This is a genomic window from Pantoea sp. RIT413 (assembly GCF_003057675.2).
Taxonomy (GTDB): Bacteria; Pseudomonadota; Gammaproteobacteria; order Enterobacterales; family Enterobacteriaceae; genus Pantoea; species Pantoea eucrina.
Genome location: NZ_QBJB02000017.1, coordinates 19,021 through 35,147, shown reverse-complemented (window position 1 = coordinate 35,147; position 16,127 = coordinate 19,021). Strand labels below are relative to the sequence as shown.

The window sequence follows — 16,127 nt, the reverse complement described above, 5'->3', positions numbered from 1 at the left end:
TCAGTAAAGCAGGCGCGCGCGCATAGTGCTCGGAATAGCGCGCATGAGCTGCAGCGCTTTATCCGCCACATCTTTTTCCGCATCGATATCAATCACCACGTAACCAAGCTGTGGCGAGGTCTGCAGGAACTGCGCCGCGATATTGATATTCTGCTCAGCGAAAATCTGGTTGATGGCGGTAAGAATGCCCGGACGGTTTTCGTGAATGTGCAGCAGACGGCTGGCGCTGGCACCGTGCATCGGCAGTGATACCTCCGGAAAATTAACCGCAGAGAGCGTCGAGCCGTTGTCGGAGTATTTTGCCAGCTTACCCGAGACTTCCAGGCCGATATTCTCCTGCGCTTCCTGCGTTGAACCGCCAATGTGCGGCGTCAGAATAACGTTATCAAACTCGCACAGCGGTGAATTAAACGGATCGCTGTTGGTTGCCGGTTCGGTCGGGAAGACGTCAATAGCCGCACCCGCCAGATGTTTGCTGGAGAGCGCATGGCACAGCGCCGGAATATCGATAACGGTGCCGCGTGCGGCGTTGATCAGCAGCGCGCCCGGCTTCATCAGCGCCAGCTCTTCCGCGCCAATCATGTTCTGGGTTGAGGCGGTCTCCGGCACATGCAGGCTGACCACATCACTCATATTGAGCAGATCCGACAGGTGGCGCACCTGCGTGGCATTCCCCAGCGGCAGCTTGTTTTCAATATCGTAAAAGAAAACGTGCATTCCCAGGCCTTCAGCCAGCACGCCGAGCTGCATGCCGATGTGACCATAACCAATGATACCCAGCTTTTTGCCGCGCGCTTCATAGGAGCCGGTTGCTACTTTGTTCCAGATACCGCGATGCGCTTTGGCGTTCGCTTCCGGAATGCCGCGCAGCATCAGCAGCATCTCGCCAATCACCAGCTCAGCAACGGAGCGGGTGTTAGAGAAAGGGGCGTTAAAGACCGGAATACCGCGCCGGGCAGCGGCGTTGAGATCGACCTGATTAGTGCCGATACAGAAGCAGCCTACCGCGACCAGTTTTTCTGCGGCGGCGAAGATCTCTTCCGTGAGCTGGGTGCGGGAGCGGATACCGATAAAGTGCGCATCACGGACAGAGGCTTTCAGCGACTCCGCATCCAGCGCCCCTTTGTGAAACTCAATGTTGGTATAGCCTGCCGCGCGCAGATTATCCAGCGCGCTCTGATGCACGCCCTCCACCAGCAGAAATTTAATTTTGTCTTTATCCAGTGATACCTTTGCCATTTCCCGACCCTATTCAGAATTCAACGTGGAGTGCCATAAGATTACCTTCTGCCAAAATAACAAATTCTGGCAATGCGGCAATACAAACGATTGCGACCACGGCAGCACGCCCCGGCTTTCAGGCAGCACAAATCCATACAAAATCGCAGGAAGCTAGGAGCAGAGAGCAGGAATCGGCTCTCCATGCTCTGTTTGTGACATAAGTCACCAAATTCAGGCTGATAAAGAAAAGCAGAATTAGCCGGGGGAAAAACGGCGCGTCAGGCGCGCCGGAGAGATCATTTGAGAATGGTTTTGACGCCATCCGGTGTGCCAATCAGCGCGACATCAGCGCCGCGCGTGGCAAACAGGCCGACCGTGACCACGCCCGCCAGCGCGTTGATGTTTTTTTCCATCGCGACAGGATCAAGGATCTGCAGATTGTGCACGTCGAGGATGATATTGCCATTATCGGTCACCACCTGCTGCCGATACTCCGGCTGGCCACCAAGCTTAACCAGCTCGCGCGCGACATAAGCACGCGCCATCGGGATCACCTCAACCGGAAGCGGGAAACGGCCAAGGATATCAACTTCTTTAGACGCATCCGCGATACAGATAAACTTTCGCGCGACCGCCGCCACAATTTTCTCGCGCGTCAGCGCCGCGCCACCGCCCTTGATCATCTGCATATGCGGGTTGATCTCATCGGCACCATCAACATAGACCGCGATATCGTCCACGTCGTTAAGATCGAAAACCGGTATGCCCAGCGATTTCAGCTTCAGGGTGGAGGCTTCAGAGCTGGAGACCGCCCCCTCAATCTGGTGCTTCATGGTGGCCAGCGCGTCGATAAAATGCGCGGCCGTTGAGCCGGTGCCTACGCCAACAATGGTGCCTGGCTGCACATACTGCAGCGCCGCCCACCCTACCGCTTTTTTCAGTTCATCCTGGGTCATGGTATGTTTAAAACCTGTGCGACATCAAAGTGCGCGTAGTATAAAACAACGCGCTGTAAAAGTGCGCGACTCACGCACCACCGATTTTTACCTTTGGAAGCCAGTCCGCAAAAATGCACCCGCCGCACAGCGCGGCCATTTTGTGGCATAGTACTTTCCACCCTGAACGAGAGAGAACAATAATGAAACGCCCGGATTACCGTACGCTTCAGGCGCTGGATGCAGTGATTCGCGAGCGCGGCTTTGAACGCGCCGCACAGAAGCTTTGTATTACCCAGTCAGCCGTATCGCAGCGTATCAAACAGCTGGAAAACCTGTTTGGTCAGCCGCTGCTGGTGCGCACCGTTCCGCCCCGCCCGACTGAGCAGGGGCAGAAGCTGCTGGCGCTGCTGCATCAGGTTGAGCTGCTGGAAGAGGAGTGGCTGGGTGACGATCAGAGCGGAACCACGCCGCTGCTGCTCTCGCTGGCGGTGAACGCCGACAGTCTGGCTACCTGGCTGCTGCCGGCGCTGAAAGATGTGCTGGCGGACTCCCCGGTGCGGCTGAATCTGCAGGTAGAAGATGAAACGCGTACGCAGGAACGTCTGCGCCGCGGCGAAGTGGTGGGCGCCGTGAGTATCCAGCCGCAGCCGCTGCCGAGCTGCCTGGTCGATCAGCTGGGAGCGCTCGACTATCTGTTCTGCGCCTCACCCGATTTTGCCGCCCGCTATTTTCCCAACGGCGTGACGCGATCAGCTTTGCTGAAGGCGCCGGCGGTGGCCTTTGACCATCTGGATGATATGCATCAGGCGTTTTTGCAGCAGAATTTCGATCTGTCACCGGGCAGCGTACCCTGCCATATCGTTAACTCGTCAGAGGCGTTTGTGCAGCTGGCGCGGCAGGGATCGGTCTGCTGTATGATCCCGCATCTGCAGATTGAGCGCGAACTGGCGCAGGGTGAGCTGGTGGATCTGACGCCGGGACTCTATCAGCGCCGGATGCTCTACTGGCACCGCTTTGCGCCCGAGAGTCGCCTGATGCGCAGCGTCACCGACGCGCTGATTGCTCACGGGCATCGGGTGCTGCGTCAGGATGAGGTCACGGTCTGAGCATAGCGCAGCGGCAGATGCCGCTGCGGCTGTCAGCTATCAGGGCGTCGTGGCGTTCGGTTTGATTTCAAACACCACATCGACCTGATCGTCAAAGTGAATACTCTGCTGTTCGTACGTCTGCTGCGCGGTGGTATCCGCTGGCGCGGCGGCAGCTTTATACATGCGCGCCATCGGCATCGGCTGATAGTTGGCTACGTGATAGCGAACGCTGTAGACCGGGCCCAGCTTCGCGTTAAAGCCTTCTGCCAGCGCGCTGGCCTGCTGCGTCGCGTTAGCAATCGCGGCTTTACGCGCCTGCTCTTTATAGCTTTCTGCGTCTGCCACACCCAGCTCAACGGTGCGGATTTCGTTCAGGCCCGACTTCAGTGCGCCATCCAGCAGATCGTTCAGCTTGTCCAGCTGACGCAGTGTCACTTCCACCTGGCGTACCGCGCGGTAGCCTTTCAGTACCGACTTACCCTCTTTGGTGTAGTCATATTCTGGCTGGGTGCTCAGGTTAGCCGCATCGATATCTTTCTTTTCGATACCGCTCTTTTGCAGAAAATCAAAATATTGCGCCACGCGCGCGTCAGCCTGTTTTTTAGCATCGGCAGCTTCTTTGGAGGCGACGCTGACCATAATTGAGAGCGTCGCCATATCGGGACGCGCATCAACGCTCGCCTGGCCGGAAGTGACCACGTGCGGTCCCTCAGGCACTTCTCCGGCCTGTACCATGCCCGACAGTGCGCCAGTGCTCATTGCGGCGACCAGCGCCAGTGCTTTCAGTTTCACAAACTCCTCCTTGGAAATCGGGTTACCGGCTGCCACTATGGCGAAACCGCTACCGCTTTACTATGCGTGATGCTCTGAGTTTACGCAGACAGAAAAGTTCGTTCGCGCTGCGTTTTAACCTGCTGCCGGCTGCAAACTTATCACTACAGAGTTGCTAAAAACAGCATTGTGCGTTTCGCTTGATGGATACTCTCTGTTTCCAGGAGTCCTGCCCATGGCGCACGATCCCTCAAGCCCTGGCGCGCCTGCTGCTGGCGTGCGCGTCGGGCGCACGCGTTTTCTGATGCTGGCGCTGGTGTTTGTGAACATCATTATCAACTATATGGATCGCGCTAATCTGGCCGTGGCAGCGCCCGCGTTGAGCGCTGAGTTACAGCTCACTCCGCTGCAGATGGGGCTGATTTTTTCTGCGTTTGGCTGGATCTACGCCGCACTGCAGATCCCGGGGGGCTGGCTGATTGATCGACTCGGTGCGCGTATGGTGTATGGCGTGGCGATGATCGGCTGGTCGCTAATCACCCTGCTGCACGTCTGCGCCAGCAGCGTGGCGGCGCTGGTCGGGCTGCGGCTTGGCGTCGGCGCGTTTGAAGCGCCGGTAATGCCAGCGAATAACCGTATTATTTCAGGCTGGTTTCCTCTGCATGAGCGTGCCAGCGCCATTGGCATTTACTCCTCGGCGCAGTTCGCGGGTCTCGCCTGCGTTACGCCGCTGCTGTTTCATATTGAAGCGGCATTTGGCTGGCGCGGGCTGTTCGCTATCACCGGGCTGACCGGCATTCTGTGGGCGGGCGTCTGGTTTGCGCTCTATCGCGAGCCTGGCGAACATAAACGGGTATCAGCCGCAGAGCGCGCCTGGCTGCTGGAGAACGGCGCGCTGCCCGACAGCGCATCGGCCGGGCGCACACCGCTACGCCTGAGTGACGTGCAGCAGATGCTGTGCAACCGCAGACTGCTGGGCATCTGTCTGGGCCAGTTTTCTATTTCCGCCACATTCTGGTTCTTTCTGACGTGGTTTCCGACCTATCTGGTCCGGTACCGGCATATGGATTTCATTAAAAGCGGCTATGTCGCCTCGCTGCCTTATCTGGCGGCGTTTTGTGGCGTACTGCTGGCGGGATTTATCTCCGATTATCTGCTGCGGCGCGGCGTTTCAGCCAGCGTAGCGCGCAAGCTGCCGATACTGCTCGGGCTGACGATGACCCTGTTTATCCTCGGAGCCAACTATACGGATAACACCACGCTGATCGTGCTATTTATGTCGCTGGCTTTTTTTGGCAACGGGCTGGCAACCATTACCTGGGTTTTTGTCACCACGCTGGCACCGCGTCATCTGGTCGGGCTGGCAGGCGGGATGTTTAACTTTACCGGTGCGCTCTCCGCGATTGTGGTGCCGATTGCAATTGGCGCGCTGATCGACGGCAGTGATTTTGCTCCGGCGCTGATATTCATCGCCGCCCTGGCGCTGGTGGGGATCGGCAGCTATCTGTTTATCGTTGGCCGCCCCGATGAGATTACTGCTCGCCGGTGATCTTCTGCGCCAGCTTTTTCAGCTGCGCCACCCGCTGCGCCAGATGCTCGTCATCCCGCTGCCAGATTTTAGCAAACGCCAGCGCCGCGCGATTATGATTGATCGGCAGTGCCATACCAATCTCACCATCATCACGCTGCCAGATGAGATGATCGCTCTGGCGTTTGCGCGCCAGCAGAGGCGCCATCTGCGTCCACTGCGCTGCGGCAAAACGCGGCTGCAGCTGCACATCAGGCTCTGCGGCCAGCAGCGCTATGCCAATCACCGACTGCCACGCCGGCAGCATGCGAAATCCGGCCAGCGCCTGACTGGTACGGGTGCGTTCACCGGGCTCTGAGTGCCAGATATAGATGACCTGATCTTCCCACAGCACGCCCAGCGCCACCACGATATCGGGCGGTGCATAGAGCTCCAGCTGCGGCAGCGCCTGCGCAAACAGCGAGGAACCCCGAATCGCCTGCGCCGCCAGCGCGTGAACCCCCGGCCCTGGCAGGTATCGACGCTGCTCATCCTGAACGGTGAGGCCGATCGACGCCATGGTCATCAGCAGACGGTTAACGCGCGTGCTGTTCATTCCCATCTGACGCGCCAGCTCACGCCCGCCAATGGCTCTGTCGCTGGAGACCAGGTACTGCAGGCAGCGGATACCGTCAATCAGGCTCTGGTTAGGTTGAGAAGACATCGGTCACCTCCGGGCGCTAAAAACTCAATCTTAGCAGCCTCGTCGCGTCAATAATGCCCCCTGCGCGTTTTACTTTTTAATCCGTCAGCGCCTGATGCGCCAGCTGGAAAGCGATAAGCCACATGACGCTGCCGACCAGCAGGTTGATGATGCGCTGCGCGCGCGCGGTGCGCAGCCGGGGCGACAGCCAGGCCGCCAGCAGCGCCAGACCATAAAACCAGATTACGGAGGCGCTGACGGTGCCCAGCGCGAACCAGCGGCGGGCATCGGCCGAGGGCAGCTGACTGCCGAGGCTGCCCAGCACCACAAACGTATCCAGATAGACATGCGGATTGAGCCAGGTCACCGCCAGCATCGTGGCGACGATGCGCCAGCGCCCCTGTTTCAGCGCGCTGTCCTGCTCCAGCGCAATACCGCCGCGCCATGCGCTGCGTAACGCTCCCCAGCCATACCAGAGCAGAAACGCAACGCCAGCCCAGGTGATCAGCATCAGCAGCAGCGGTGACTGATGCAGCAGCGCGCTGCCGCCAAATATGCCGCCGCAGATCAGCGCAATATCGCTCAGGGTACAGAGCGTGGCAGTCATCAGATGATAGTGGCGCTTGATGCCCTGATTCATAACAAAGGCGTTTTGCGGGCCCAGCGGCAAAATCAGTGCAGCGCCCAGCGCCAGCCCCTGCAGATAAATTGATAACACGTTGAATAACCTGAAAAGAGAAGAGGATGGACGCAGTATATCGGCCGGAGAGTATTAGCGGAAATTGAAAGATTTAATCGGTCATTAGCGTTGTTAATAAGAAAGGCACCCGCAGGTGCCTTACGCTAACGTTATTTAGTCAGGTTAACCGGCTGCTCCTGCGCCTCACCCTTAACCTGGTGCAGATGCACATCCATCTGCGGATAAGGGATGCCGATGCCGTGCGCATCCAGGGTACGCTTAAAGTTTTTCATCAGATCCCAGTAAACGTTCTGCAGGTCGCCGCTTTTGCTCCAGCAGCGCACGACAAAGTTCAGTGACGAAGCCGCCAGCTCGTTCAGGCCAATCTGAATACCCATATCTTTCAGCACGCGCTCATCCGCTTCCACAACTTCGCGCAGCAGATCGATTACCTGATCGACATCCGCGTCGTAGGCCACGCCGATAATAAATTCGTTGCGGCGGATCGGCTCACGGGAGAAGTTAACGATATTGCTGGCGATAATTTTACCGTTCGGCACCACCACCATTTTACCGTCCGCGCTTTTCAGCGTGGTTGAGAAGATCTGCACATTCTGAACGGTACCCATCACACCACCGAGGTCAACAAATTCGCCGGTGCGGAATGGACGGAAAGTCACCAGCAGTACCCCTGCGGCAAGGTTAGAGAGCGAGCCCTGCAGTGCCAGGCCTACGGCCAGACCCGCTGCACCCAGCACGGCGATAACTGACGCGGTCTGTACACCCACCCGCCCCAGCGCTGCGATGATAGTAAATGCGATAACGCCATAGCGGACTAAGGCTGAGAGAAAATCTGCCACGGTCGCATCGATGTGGCGTGCCACCAGCAGACGATTCACGCCGTTTGAAACAATACGCGCGATAATCATACCCACGATAATAATCGCAATTGCTGCCACGATATTGACCGCATAGCTCAGGATCAGCGCCTGGTTACGCACCAGCCATCCACCTGCACTGTTAATGCCATTTACGACATTTAAATCTTCCATTTGTCAGCCCTGTTGTTGAGTTTCCCGCAGGAAATTACAAAAACGGCCAGATTGACTCCGGCACTCCAGGCTTCAAGGTTAAACAAAAACAGCATGAAGCGCCAAAATTAAGCTGATTTAACATTGTATTGAGGGAAAAACGTACCGGAATTGATGCAGATTAGCGCAGCACAGACCTGCAGGTTGCTGGTACGTATGCGGCAAAGTATGGCGGGCTGGCGTGTGGTTTTGTCGGGAAGAGAGTACGGTGCCGCATCGTGAAAAGCACATAAAAAAGGCCCCAATGGGGCCTTTTTACTGCAGCGGACTTACAGTACGTCGACTGCGTTCAGCTCTTTGAACGCCTGCTCTAAGCGCACAACCATTGAAGATTGTGCTGCACGCAGCCAGACGCGTGGATCGTAGTATTTCTTGTTCGGGCTATCCGGGCCGTTCGGGTTGCCCAGCTGCGACTGCAGGTACGCTTCGTTAGATTTGTAGTACTGCAGAATACCGTCCCAGGTTGCCCACTGGGTATCGGTATCGATGTTCATTTTGATCACACCGTAGCTGATTGACTCTTCAATCTCTGCTGCGGAAGAGCCGGAACCGCCGTGGAACACGAAGTCCAGCGCGTTATGTTCCAGACCATGCTTCTCACACACATATTTCTGTGAGTCGCGCAGGATGGTTGGGGTCAGCTTCACGTTGCCTGGCTTGTACACGCCGTGCACGTTGCCGAAAGAGGCGGCGATAGTGAAACGCGGGCTGATTTTGCTCAGCTCGGTGTAGGCGTAATCCACATCTTCAGGCTGGGTGTAGAGAGCTGAAGCGTCCATATGGCTGTTGTCCACGCCATCTTCTTCACCGCCGGTGCAGCCGAGTTCGATTTCCAGCGTCATGTCGATTTTCGCCATACGCGCCAGATATTTGCTGGAGATTTCGATGTTCTCTTCCAGCGACTCTTCAGAGAGGTCGATCATGTGTGAAGAGAACAGCGGCTTACCGGTTTTTTTGAAGTGCTCTTCACCGGCATCCAGCAGACCGTCGATCCACGGCAGCAGTTTTTTCGCACAGTGGTCAGTGTGCAGAATAACCGGCACACCATACTGCTCAGCCATCAGATGCACATGGTGCGCACCGGCGATAGCGCCGAAAATTGCCGCGCCCTGAGGTTTGTCGGTTTTGAAACCTTTACCGGCGATAAATGCAGCACCGCCGTTAGAGAACTGAACGATGACCGGCGCTTTAACTTTGGCAGCAGCTTCCAGTACCGCGTTGATGGAGTCCGTGCCGACGCAGTTAACTGCAGGCAGAGCGAATTTGTGCTCCTTCGCTACCTTGAAGACTTTCTGAACGTCATCACCAGTGACAACGCCGGGTTTTACGAAATCAAAAATTTTAGACATGGTTGTGTCCCGTTTCGTTACCGTTCATTCCCGAAGGGAATGGGATTTATTTGCCCCGCTCGGGGCCAGTTTTAAGGCAGCGCCGGAGCGCTGCCCCCAGAATTACTGCTTAGCGCGCTCTTCCAGCATCGCCACCGCAGGCAGCTTTTTGCCTTCCACGAACTCCAGGAATGCACCGCCACCGGTTGAGATGTAAGAGATCTTCTCTTCGATACCGAACAGATCGATAGCCGCCAGAGTGTCGCCGCCGCCTGCTACAGAGAACGCGTCGCTGTCGGCAATTGCATTGGCCACAATTTCGGTGCCTTTACGGAAGTTAGGGAACTCAAAGACGCCTACCGGGCCGTTCCACAGAATGGTTTTGGCCTCTTTCAGGATCTTCGCCATGTTCTGTGCGGTTTCATCACCGAAGTCCATAATCTCTTCGTTATCCTGCACTTCTGAAACCTTTTTCACGGTAGAAGGTGCAGTTTCAGAGAATTCCGTGCCTACGCGGGAATCGGTCGGCACCGGAATACCGTACTGGTCACGCAGGCCTTTGGCCGCTTCAACGAAGTCCGGCTCATAGAGTGATTTACCGACCTTGTTGTCGATAGCCACAAAGGTGTTGGCGATGCCGCCGCCCACAATCACGGTATCCGCAATTTTTACCAGCGACTGCAGCACATCAAATTTAGTCGATACTTTTGAACCGCCGACTACGGCAACCAGCGGACGCTCCGGGTTGCTCATGACTTTACCCAGCGCTTCCAGCTCAGCAGAGAGCAGCGGGCCTGCGCAGGCGACTGGCGCAAACTTGCCCACGCCGTGAGTCGAAGCCTGCGCGCGGTGCGCGGTACCAAACGCATCCATCACAAAGACGTCACACAGCGCGGCATACTTCTTCGCCAGCGTCTCGTCATCTTTCTTTTCGCCTTTGTTAAAACGCACGTTTTCCAGCACGACCAGCTCGCCAGCACCCACTTCCACGCCGTCAAGATACTCTTTCGCCAGCGTAACCTGGGTACCGTTCAGTTTTTCTTTCAGGTAGTTAACAACCGGCAGCAGCGAGAACTCTTCGTTATATTCACCTTCGGTCGGACGACCAAGGTGAGAGGTAACCATCACTTTCGCGCCCTGTTTCAGTGCCGCTTCGATGGTTGGCAGGGAAGCACGGATACGTGCGTCAGATGTCACTTTTCCTTCTTTCACTGGCACGTTCAGATCGGCACGGATCAGAACACGCTTACCAGCAAGGTCCAGATCGGTCATCTTAATTACAGACATGGTGAATCCTCTCGTTGATTCTCGTAAGTTTTGCCAGACGCCATCCGCGTCTTACCTGAAACCGCTTGCGGCCATTGCTAACGTAGTATCGATCATCCGGTTAGCAAAGCCCCATTCGTTGTCACACCAGACCAGCGTCTTGATCAGGTGATGACCGCTGACCCGCGTCTGCGTACCATCAACGATGGCACTGTGCGGATCGTGGTTAAAATCTACTGAGACTAACGGTAATTCCGTATAGTCAACTATACCACGAAATGCCCCTGCTGATGCGTTTTGCAGCAGCGCATTGACCTCACACGCCTTTACCGCCGCCCGTACCGAGACGCTCAGATCAATCGCCGTCACGTTGATAGTGGGTACGCGCACCGCTATCGCTTCGAAGCGATCGTTGAATTTCGGAAAAATGCGGGTGATGCCGGCAGCCAGCCGCGTATCGACCGGAATGATCGACTGACTCGCTGCCCGGGTGCGGCGCAGATCGCTGTGATAGGCGTCGATCACCTGCTGATCGTGCATGGCTGAGTGGATCGTGGTCACAGTGCCGGACTCGATCCCAAAGGCATCATCCAGCAGCTTGATCACCGGAATAATGCAGTTGGTGGTACAGGATGCGTTAGACACAATGCGGTCAGTTTGTTTAAGAGCCTGTTCGTTTACGCCGAACACCACGGTTGCATCCAGATCGTTGCCGCCCGGATGCGAAAACAGGACTTTTCTGGCGCCCGCCTGCAGATGCGCCTCACCGTCGGCGCGGCTGCCGTAAACGCCGGTGCAATCCAGCACCACATCAACATCCAGCTGCTGCCACGGCAGCGTGCCGATCTCAGCCTGATGCAGGATGCGGATAGTGTCCTCCCCTACCCACAGCAGATCGCGCTCCTGCCGCACGTCGAAGGCGAAGCGACCGTGGCTGGTATCGTACTTCAGCAGATGCGCCATACCGGCGGCGTCTGCCAGCTCGTTAATCGCCACAACTGTAATTTCCGCCCGGCGTCCCGTTTCATAGAGCGCACGCAACACATTGCGCCCGATACGACCAAAGCCATTGATAGCAATACGAATGGTCATCGCTTTTCCTGCAACTGCACCTCTGAAATGTGCCAGATACCTTGAGCGTTTCATGCCATTTTGTACAGGTAATTCTTACGCAGCGCCTGGAGCATTGCTGAGAGATATCCTGCTAACTGAAACGGTTCAGCCAGAATAAAGCATGCGAGGAATAACCGGAATGATTGCGATCAAGGATGGTGATGATTATTGGATCTGCGTCACAAAAATGCAGCGATTAATCGATTACTGCAGGAATAATTGAAACGTTTCAGGTGGAGAAGGCGAAGAAAATAAAACAGGGCGCGCATCAATGCGCACCCTGTGGTTCACAATATCTGATCTGGTAACCCGCCCTTTAAGGCGACTCCGGATTACAGAATAGATTTTGCGGTATTAACCACATTCTCAACGGTAAAGCCGAACTCTTTAAACAGCAGCTCTGCCGGTGCAGATTCACCAAATGAGGTCATACCCACGACCGCACCGTGCAGGCCGGTATATTTAAACCAGTAATCGGCAATACCCGCTTCAATGGCAACGCGTGCGCCAACCGCTTTCGGCAGCACCGCTTCACGGTAGGCGGCATCCTGCTTATCAAACGCATCCGTTGATGGCATGGAGACCACGCGCACATTGCGGCCTTCGCTGCTGAGTTTGTCAGCGGCAGCTACCGCCAGCTCAACTTCAGAGCCGGTAGCGATCAGGATCAGTTCCGGCGTGCCGTTGCAATCTTTCAGCACATAGCCACCGCGTACCACGTTTGCCAGCTGCTCAGCGGTACGATCCTGCTGCGCCAGGTTCTGGCGGGAGAAGATCAGCGCTGACGGGCCATCGACGCGCTCAATGGCATATTTCCACGCGACAGCAGACTCAACCTGGTCACAGGGACGCCACAGGCTCATGTTTGGCGTCGTACGCAGGCTGGCCATCTGCTCAACCGGCTGGTGCGTCGGGCCATCTTCACCCAGACCGATAGAGTCGTGGGTATAAACCATGATCTGACGGATCTTCATCAGCGCCGCCATACGCGCTGCGTTGCGGGCATACTCAACAAACATCAGGAAGGTCGCGGTATAAGGCAGGAAACCGCCGTGCAGCGCAAGGCCGTTGGCAATCGCGGTCATACCAAACTCACGCACGCCGTAATGGATATAGTTACCCGCTGCGCCTTCATTGATCGGTTTAGAACCGGACCACATAGTCAGATTGCTGGGTGCCAGATCGGCAGAACCACCGAGGAACTCCGGCAGCAGCTTGCCAAAAGCTTCAATCGCATTCTGCGAGGCTTTACGGCTGGCGATTTTAGCCGGGTTCGCCTGCAGCTGCTCAATAAACTGCTGCGACTCCGCCTGCCAGTTAGCCGGCAGCTCATTGTTAACGCGACGTGTAAACTCTTCAGCCAGCGCCGGGAAAGCCGCCTTATAAGCTGCAAATTTCTCATTCCACGCTGACTCTTTCGCCTGGCCCGCCTCTCTGGCATCCCACTGCGCATAGATATCGGCCGGGATCTCAAACGGCGCGTGGCTCCAGCCCAGCTGCTTGCGCGTCAGCGCAATTTCATCGTCGCCCAGCGGCGCGCCGTGTGAATCGTGCGTGCCCGCTTTGTTAGGTGAACCGAAACCGATAACGGTTTTACACATCAGCAGTGACGGCTTGTCAGAGACGCGCTTCGCCTCTTCCACCGCCTGTTTGATCGCTTCTGCGTCGTGACCATCCACGCCGCGCACAACATGCCAGCCGTAGGCTTCAAAACGTGCTGCGGTGTCGTCGGAGAACCAGCCATCAACGTGACCATCAATGGAGATACCGTTGTCGTCATAGAACGCGACCAGCTTGCCCAGCTTCAGCGTACCGGCAATAGAGCAGACTTCGTGCGAAATCCCTTCCATCATGCAGCCGTCACCCATGAAAACATAGGTATGGTGGTCTACGATATCATGACCCGGACGGTTGAACTGTGCGGCCAGCGTGCGCTCGGCGATCGCAAAGCCCACGGCGTTGGCGATACCCTGACCCAGCGGGCCGGTTGTGGTTTCCACGCCTGGCGTGTAGCCATATTCCGGGTGACCTGGGGTTTTAGAGTGCAGCTGGCGGAAGTTCTGCAGCTCGCTCATTGGCAGATCGTAGCCGGCAAGGTGCAGCAGGCTGTAGATCAGCATAGAGCCATGCCCGTTCGAGAGCACGAAGCGGTCGCGGTCAGCCCACTGCGGGTTAACCGGGTTGTGGTTCAGGAAGTCGCGCCACAGCACTTCAGCGATATCCGCCATGCCCATCGGGGCACCCGGGTGTCCCGATTTAGCTTTCTGTACTGCGTCCATACTTAACGCACGAATGGCGTTGGCAAGCTCTTTACGAGAGGGCATGTTCTACTCCAGATCGGATTAAGGCTCCGCCGCGCTTAACGTATTGTAATTAATCAGTTATAAGGCGAAGCGTGAAAGAAGTCGCCCATCAATGTACATGAAAATCGGCACAAAAGTACATGCATCCGCGTGCTAATTATCATGGCTGCGATTGCATTTTAAGCCGCGTCTGCTAGCAACCGCGAAACGGGCGCGCTATAAACATCGGGTTTATACATCTGGCCTGCTTTCAGGTGTCTGTTTTTACGACGAGTTACTTAAAGGATGATGATATGAAAATCCGGGCTACGGTTACGGCAATCGGAATGGCAGCGCTACTGAGCGGCTGTCAGGGGTTTGATAACAACGCGCTGCTGCAGTCGGGCGCGCAGGCCTATCAGGCCTATTCGCTCAGTGATGCGCAGGTAAAACAGCTGAGTGACCAGTCCTGTGCACAAATGGATAAAGACAATCAGGTCGCGGCGGCAAACAGCAGCTATCAGCAGCGTCTGAATAAGATCGCTGCCGCGCTGGGCGACAATATCAACGGCACGCCGGCGAACTATAAGGTGTACGTCACCAAAGATGTCAACGCCTGGGCGATGGCCAACGGCTGCATCCGCGTTTACAGCGGCCTAATGGATATGATGACCGATAATGAAGTGGAAGGCGTACTGGGCCATGAGATGGGTCACGTCGCGCTGGGCCACACGCGCAAAGCGATGCAGGTTGCCTTTGCCACCGAAGCCGCACGCGGTGCTGCCGCCTCGGTCGGCGGTATTATTGGTTCGCTGTCGCAGTCGCAGCTGGGCGATATCGGCGAGAAGCTGGTTAACGCGCAGTTCTCGCAGACTCAGGAGTCGCAGGCAGATGACTACTCATATGATCTGCTGAAAAAGCGCGGCATCAACCCGCTCGGTTTAGCCACCAGCTTTGAGAAGCTGGCGAAGATGGATCAGGGGCATCAGAGTTCAATGTTTGACTCCCATCCTGATTCAGAAGCGCGCGCGCAGCATATCCGCGATCGTATCGCCGCAGACGGCAAATAAGCACCTGCTGCAGCCCTCCTCCCGCCGGGAGAAGGGCTGCCACTATCAGCCTTTGTTCGCTGCCTGCACGTGCAGCATATCCAGCGCCAGCGTAGCCGCCGCCAGCGCGGTGAGATCGGCGTGATCGTAGCCTGGCGCCACCTCAACCAGATCCATGCCGACAATATTCATTCCCTGCAGACCGCGCACCAGTTTGGTCGCTTTGTCGCTGCTCAGGCCGCCAATCACTGGCGTACCGGTGCCTGGCGCGTGCGCCGGATCGAGGCAGTCGATATCAAACGTCAGGTAGACCGGCAGGTCGCCCACGGTGCGCTTCACCTCGGCCAGAATATCATCCACGCTGCGATCGTTAACCTGCGCCGCGTCCAGCACGTTAAAGCCCAGACTCTTATCAAATTCAGTACGAATACCGATCTGCACCGAGTGCTGCGGATCGATCAGCCCCTCTTTTGGCGCAGTGAAAAACATGGTGCCGTGGTCAAACGTCGGGCCGTTAGAGTAGGTGTCGGTATGCGCATCAAAATGCACCAGCGCCATTTTGCCGAAATGCTTCGCGTGAGCGCGCAGCAGCGGCAGCGTAATGTAGTGGTCACCGCCAAAGGTCAGCATGCGCTTGCCGCTGGCCAGCAGTTTTTCCGCATGCGCCTGCAGTTTGTCTGAGAGATCCTGCGAGTCGCCAAATGCGTAAACCAGGTCACCGCAGTCCACGACATTCAGGCGCTGACGCAGATCAAACTCCCACGGCCAGCGGCACCCTTCCCACGCCAGGTTAGTGGAGATCTGACGAATCGCGCCCGGCCCCAGACGGCTGCCCGGACGGCCCGACGTCGCGGCGTCAAACGGTATACCGGTGATCACCCACTCAGCATCGCTGTCATACGGCTGGAAGTTGAGCGGAAAACGCATGAAGCCAAAGGCGTTGGAAACCAGGGAGTTGTCATACTGATTGCCCAGGGTGTTATACATAATTCATCCTCTTTACGTCAGGCAGCACCGGCCTGGTTTTGGGTCAGATATAAAAAAATCCCTTCCGCGTCGTTAGGCCCGACGAGGAAGGGATTGATGGCGTG

General features: G+C 56.6%; 14 protein-coding genes. 3 read left to right on the top strand and 11 right to left on the bottom strand.

Translation table 11 applies throughout. The features are described from left to right. Both serA and rpiA read right to left on the bottom strand, forming a co-directional pair. Positions 1–1,239 carry a phosphoglycerate dehydrogenase gene (gene serA / locus DBY66_RS15990; protein ID WP_108570045.1) on the bottom strand — a complete coding sequence of 413 codons (1,239 nt, stop codon included), beginning with the start codon at positions 1,237–1,239 and terminating at the stop codon, positions 1–3. A 278-nt stretch (positions 1,240–1,517) separates the two neighbouring features. Beyond that, positions 1,518–2,177 carry a ribose-5-phosphate isomerase RpiA gene (gene rpiA / locus DBY66_RS15985; RefSeq protein ID WP_039380041.1) on the bottom strand — a complete coding sequence of 220 codons (660 nt, stop codon included), beginning with the start codon at positions 2,175–2,177 and terminating at the stop codon, positions 1,518–1,520. 182 nt (positions 2,178–2,359) lie between these two features. Between rpiA and DBY66_RS15980 the strand changes: the two genes are divergently transcribed. Next, the gene (locus DBY66_RS15980) at positions 2,360–3,265 is read left to right on the top strand and encodes a LysR family transcriptional regulator ArgP (protein ID WP_108570046.1); all 906 of its coding nucleotides are present in this window, start codon (positions 2,360–2,362) and stop codon (positions 3,263–3,265) included. A gap of 39 nt (positions 3,266–3,304) precedes the next feature. On the opposite strand, the gene DBY66_RS15975 is transcribed toward DBY66_RS15980, so the two are convergent. After that, entirely contained in the window at positions 3,305–4,039 is a 735-nt protein-coding gene (locus DBY66_RS15975; protein ID WP_108570047.1) for an oxidative stress defense protein, read from the bottom strand. Positions 4,040–4,253: 214 nt separating this feature from the next. On the opposite strand from DBY66_RS15975, the gene DBY66_RS15970 reads away from it, so the two are divergent. Beyond that, on the top strand, positions 4,254–5,567 hold the full coding sequence (locus DBY66_RS15970) for an MFS transporter (protein WP_108570048.1): 1,314 nt from the start codon (positions 4,254–4,256) through the stop codon (positions 5,565–5,567). On the opposite strand, the gene DBY66_RS15965 is transcribed toward DBY66_RS15970, so the two are convergent. The 7 genes from DBY66_RS15965 to tkt all read right to left on the bottom strand — a co-directional run bounded on the left by DBY66_RS15965 (position 5,551) and on the right by tkt (position 14,029). Beyond that, positions 5,551–6,249, bottom strand: coding sequence for a transcriptional regulator (locus DBY66_RS15965; RefSeq protein WP_108570049.1), 699 nt, complete (start codon positions 6,247–6,249; stop codon positions 5,551–5,553). The genes DBY66_RS15970 and DBY66_RS15965 overlap by 17 nt on opposite strands. Before the next feature lie 76 nt (positions 6,250–6,325). Continuing rightward, positions 6,326–6,946: an arginine exporter ArgO gene (gene argO, locus DBY66_RS15960; protein ID WP_108570050.1), complete on the bottom strand. Its 621-nt coding sequence runs from the start codon at positions 6,944–6,946 to the stop codon at positions 6,326–6,328. A 131-nt stretch (positions 6,947–7,077) separates the two neighbouring features. After that, the gene (gene mscS / locus DBY66_RS15955) at positions 7,078–7,959 is read right to left on the bottom strand and encodes a small-conductance mechanosensitive channel MscS (RefSeq protein WP_039380053.1); all 882 of its coding nucleotides are present in this window, start codon (positions 7,957–7,959) and stop codon (positions 7,078–7,080) included. Positions 7,960–8,267: 308 nt separating this feature from the next. Next, the gene (gene fbaA, locus DBY66_RS15950; protein ID WP_039380055.1) at positions 8,268–9,347 is read right to left on the bottom strand and encodes a class II fructose-bisphosphate aldolase; all 1,080 of its coding nucleotides are present in this window, start codon (positions 9,345–9,347) and stop codon (positions 8,268–8,270) included. Between the two features lie 102 nt (positions 9,348–9,449). Beyond that, positions 9,450–10,613: a phosphoglycerate kinase gene (gene pgk / locus DBY66_RS15945; RefSeq protein WP_094111522.1), complete on the bottom strand. Its 1,164-nt coding sequence runs from the start codon at positions 10,611–10,613 to the stop codon at positions 9,450–9,452. A 51-nt stretch (positions 10,614–10,664) separates the two neighbouring features. After that, entirely contained in the window at positions 10,665–11,684 is a 1,020-nt protein-coding gene (gene epd / locus DBY66_RS15940) for an erythrose-4-phosphate dehydrogenase (protein ID WP_039380059.1), read from the bottom strand. Between the two features lie 353 nt (positions 11,685–12,037). After that, positions 12,038–14,029 (bottom strand): transketolase, encoded by a 1,992-nt coding sequence (gene tkt, locus DBY66_RS15935; RefSeq protein WP_108570051.1) that lies wholly within the window; start codon positions 14,027–14,029, stop codon positions 12,038–12,040. 272 nt (positions 14,030–14,301) lie between these two features. Here tkt and DBY66_RS15930 point away from each other — a divergent pair, with 272 nt between their 5' ends. Further along, positions 14,302–15,057, top strand: a complete 756-nt coding sequence (locus DBY66_RS15930; protein ID WP_108570052.1) for a M48 family metallopeptidase — start codon at positions 14,302–14,304, stop codon at positions 15,055–15,057. 45 nt (positions 15,058–15,102) lie between these two features. Here DBY66_RS15930 and speB read toward each other — a convergent pair whose 3' ends face one another. Then, positions 15,103–16,023, bottom strand: a complete 921-nt coding sequence (gene speB, locus DBY66_RS15925; protein WP_108570053.1) for an agmatinase — start codon at positions 16,021–16,023, stop codon at positions 15,103–15,105. Between the last annotated feature and the right edge of the window lie 104 nt (positions 16,024–16,127).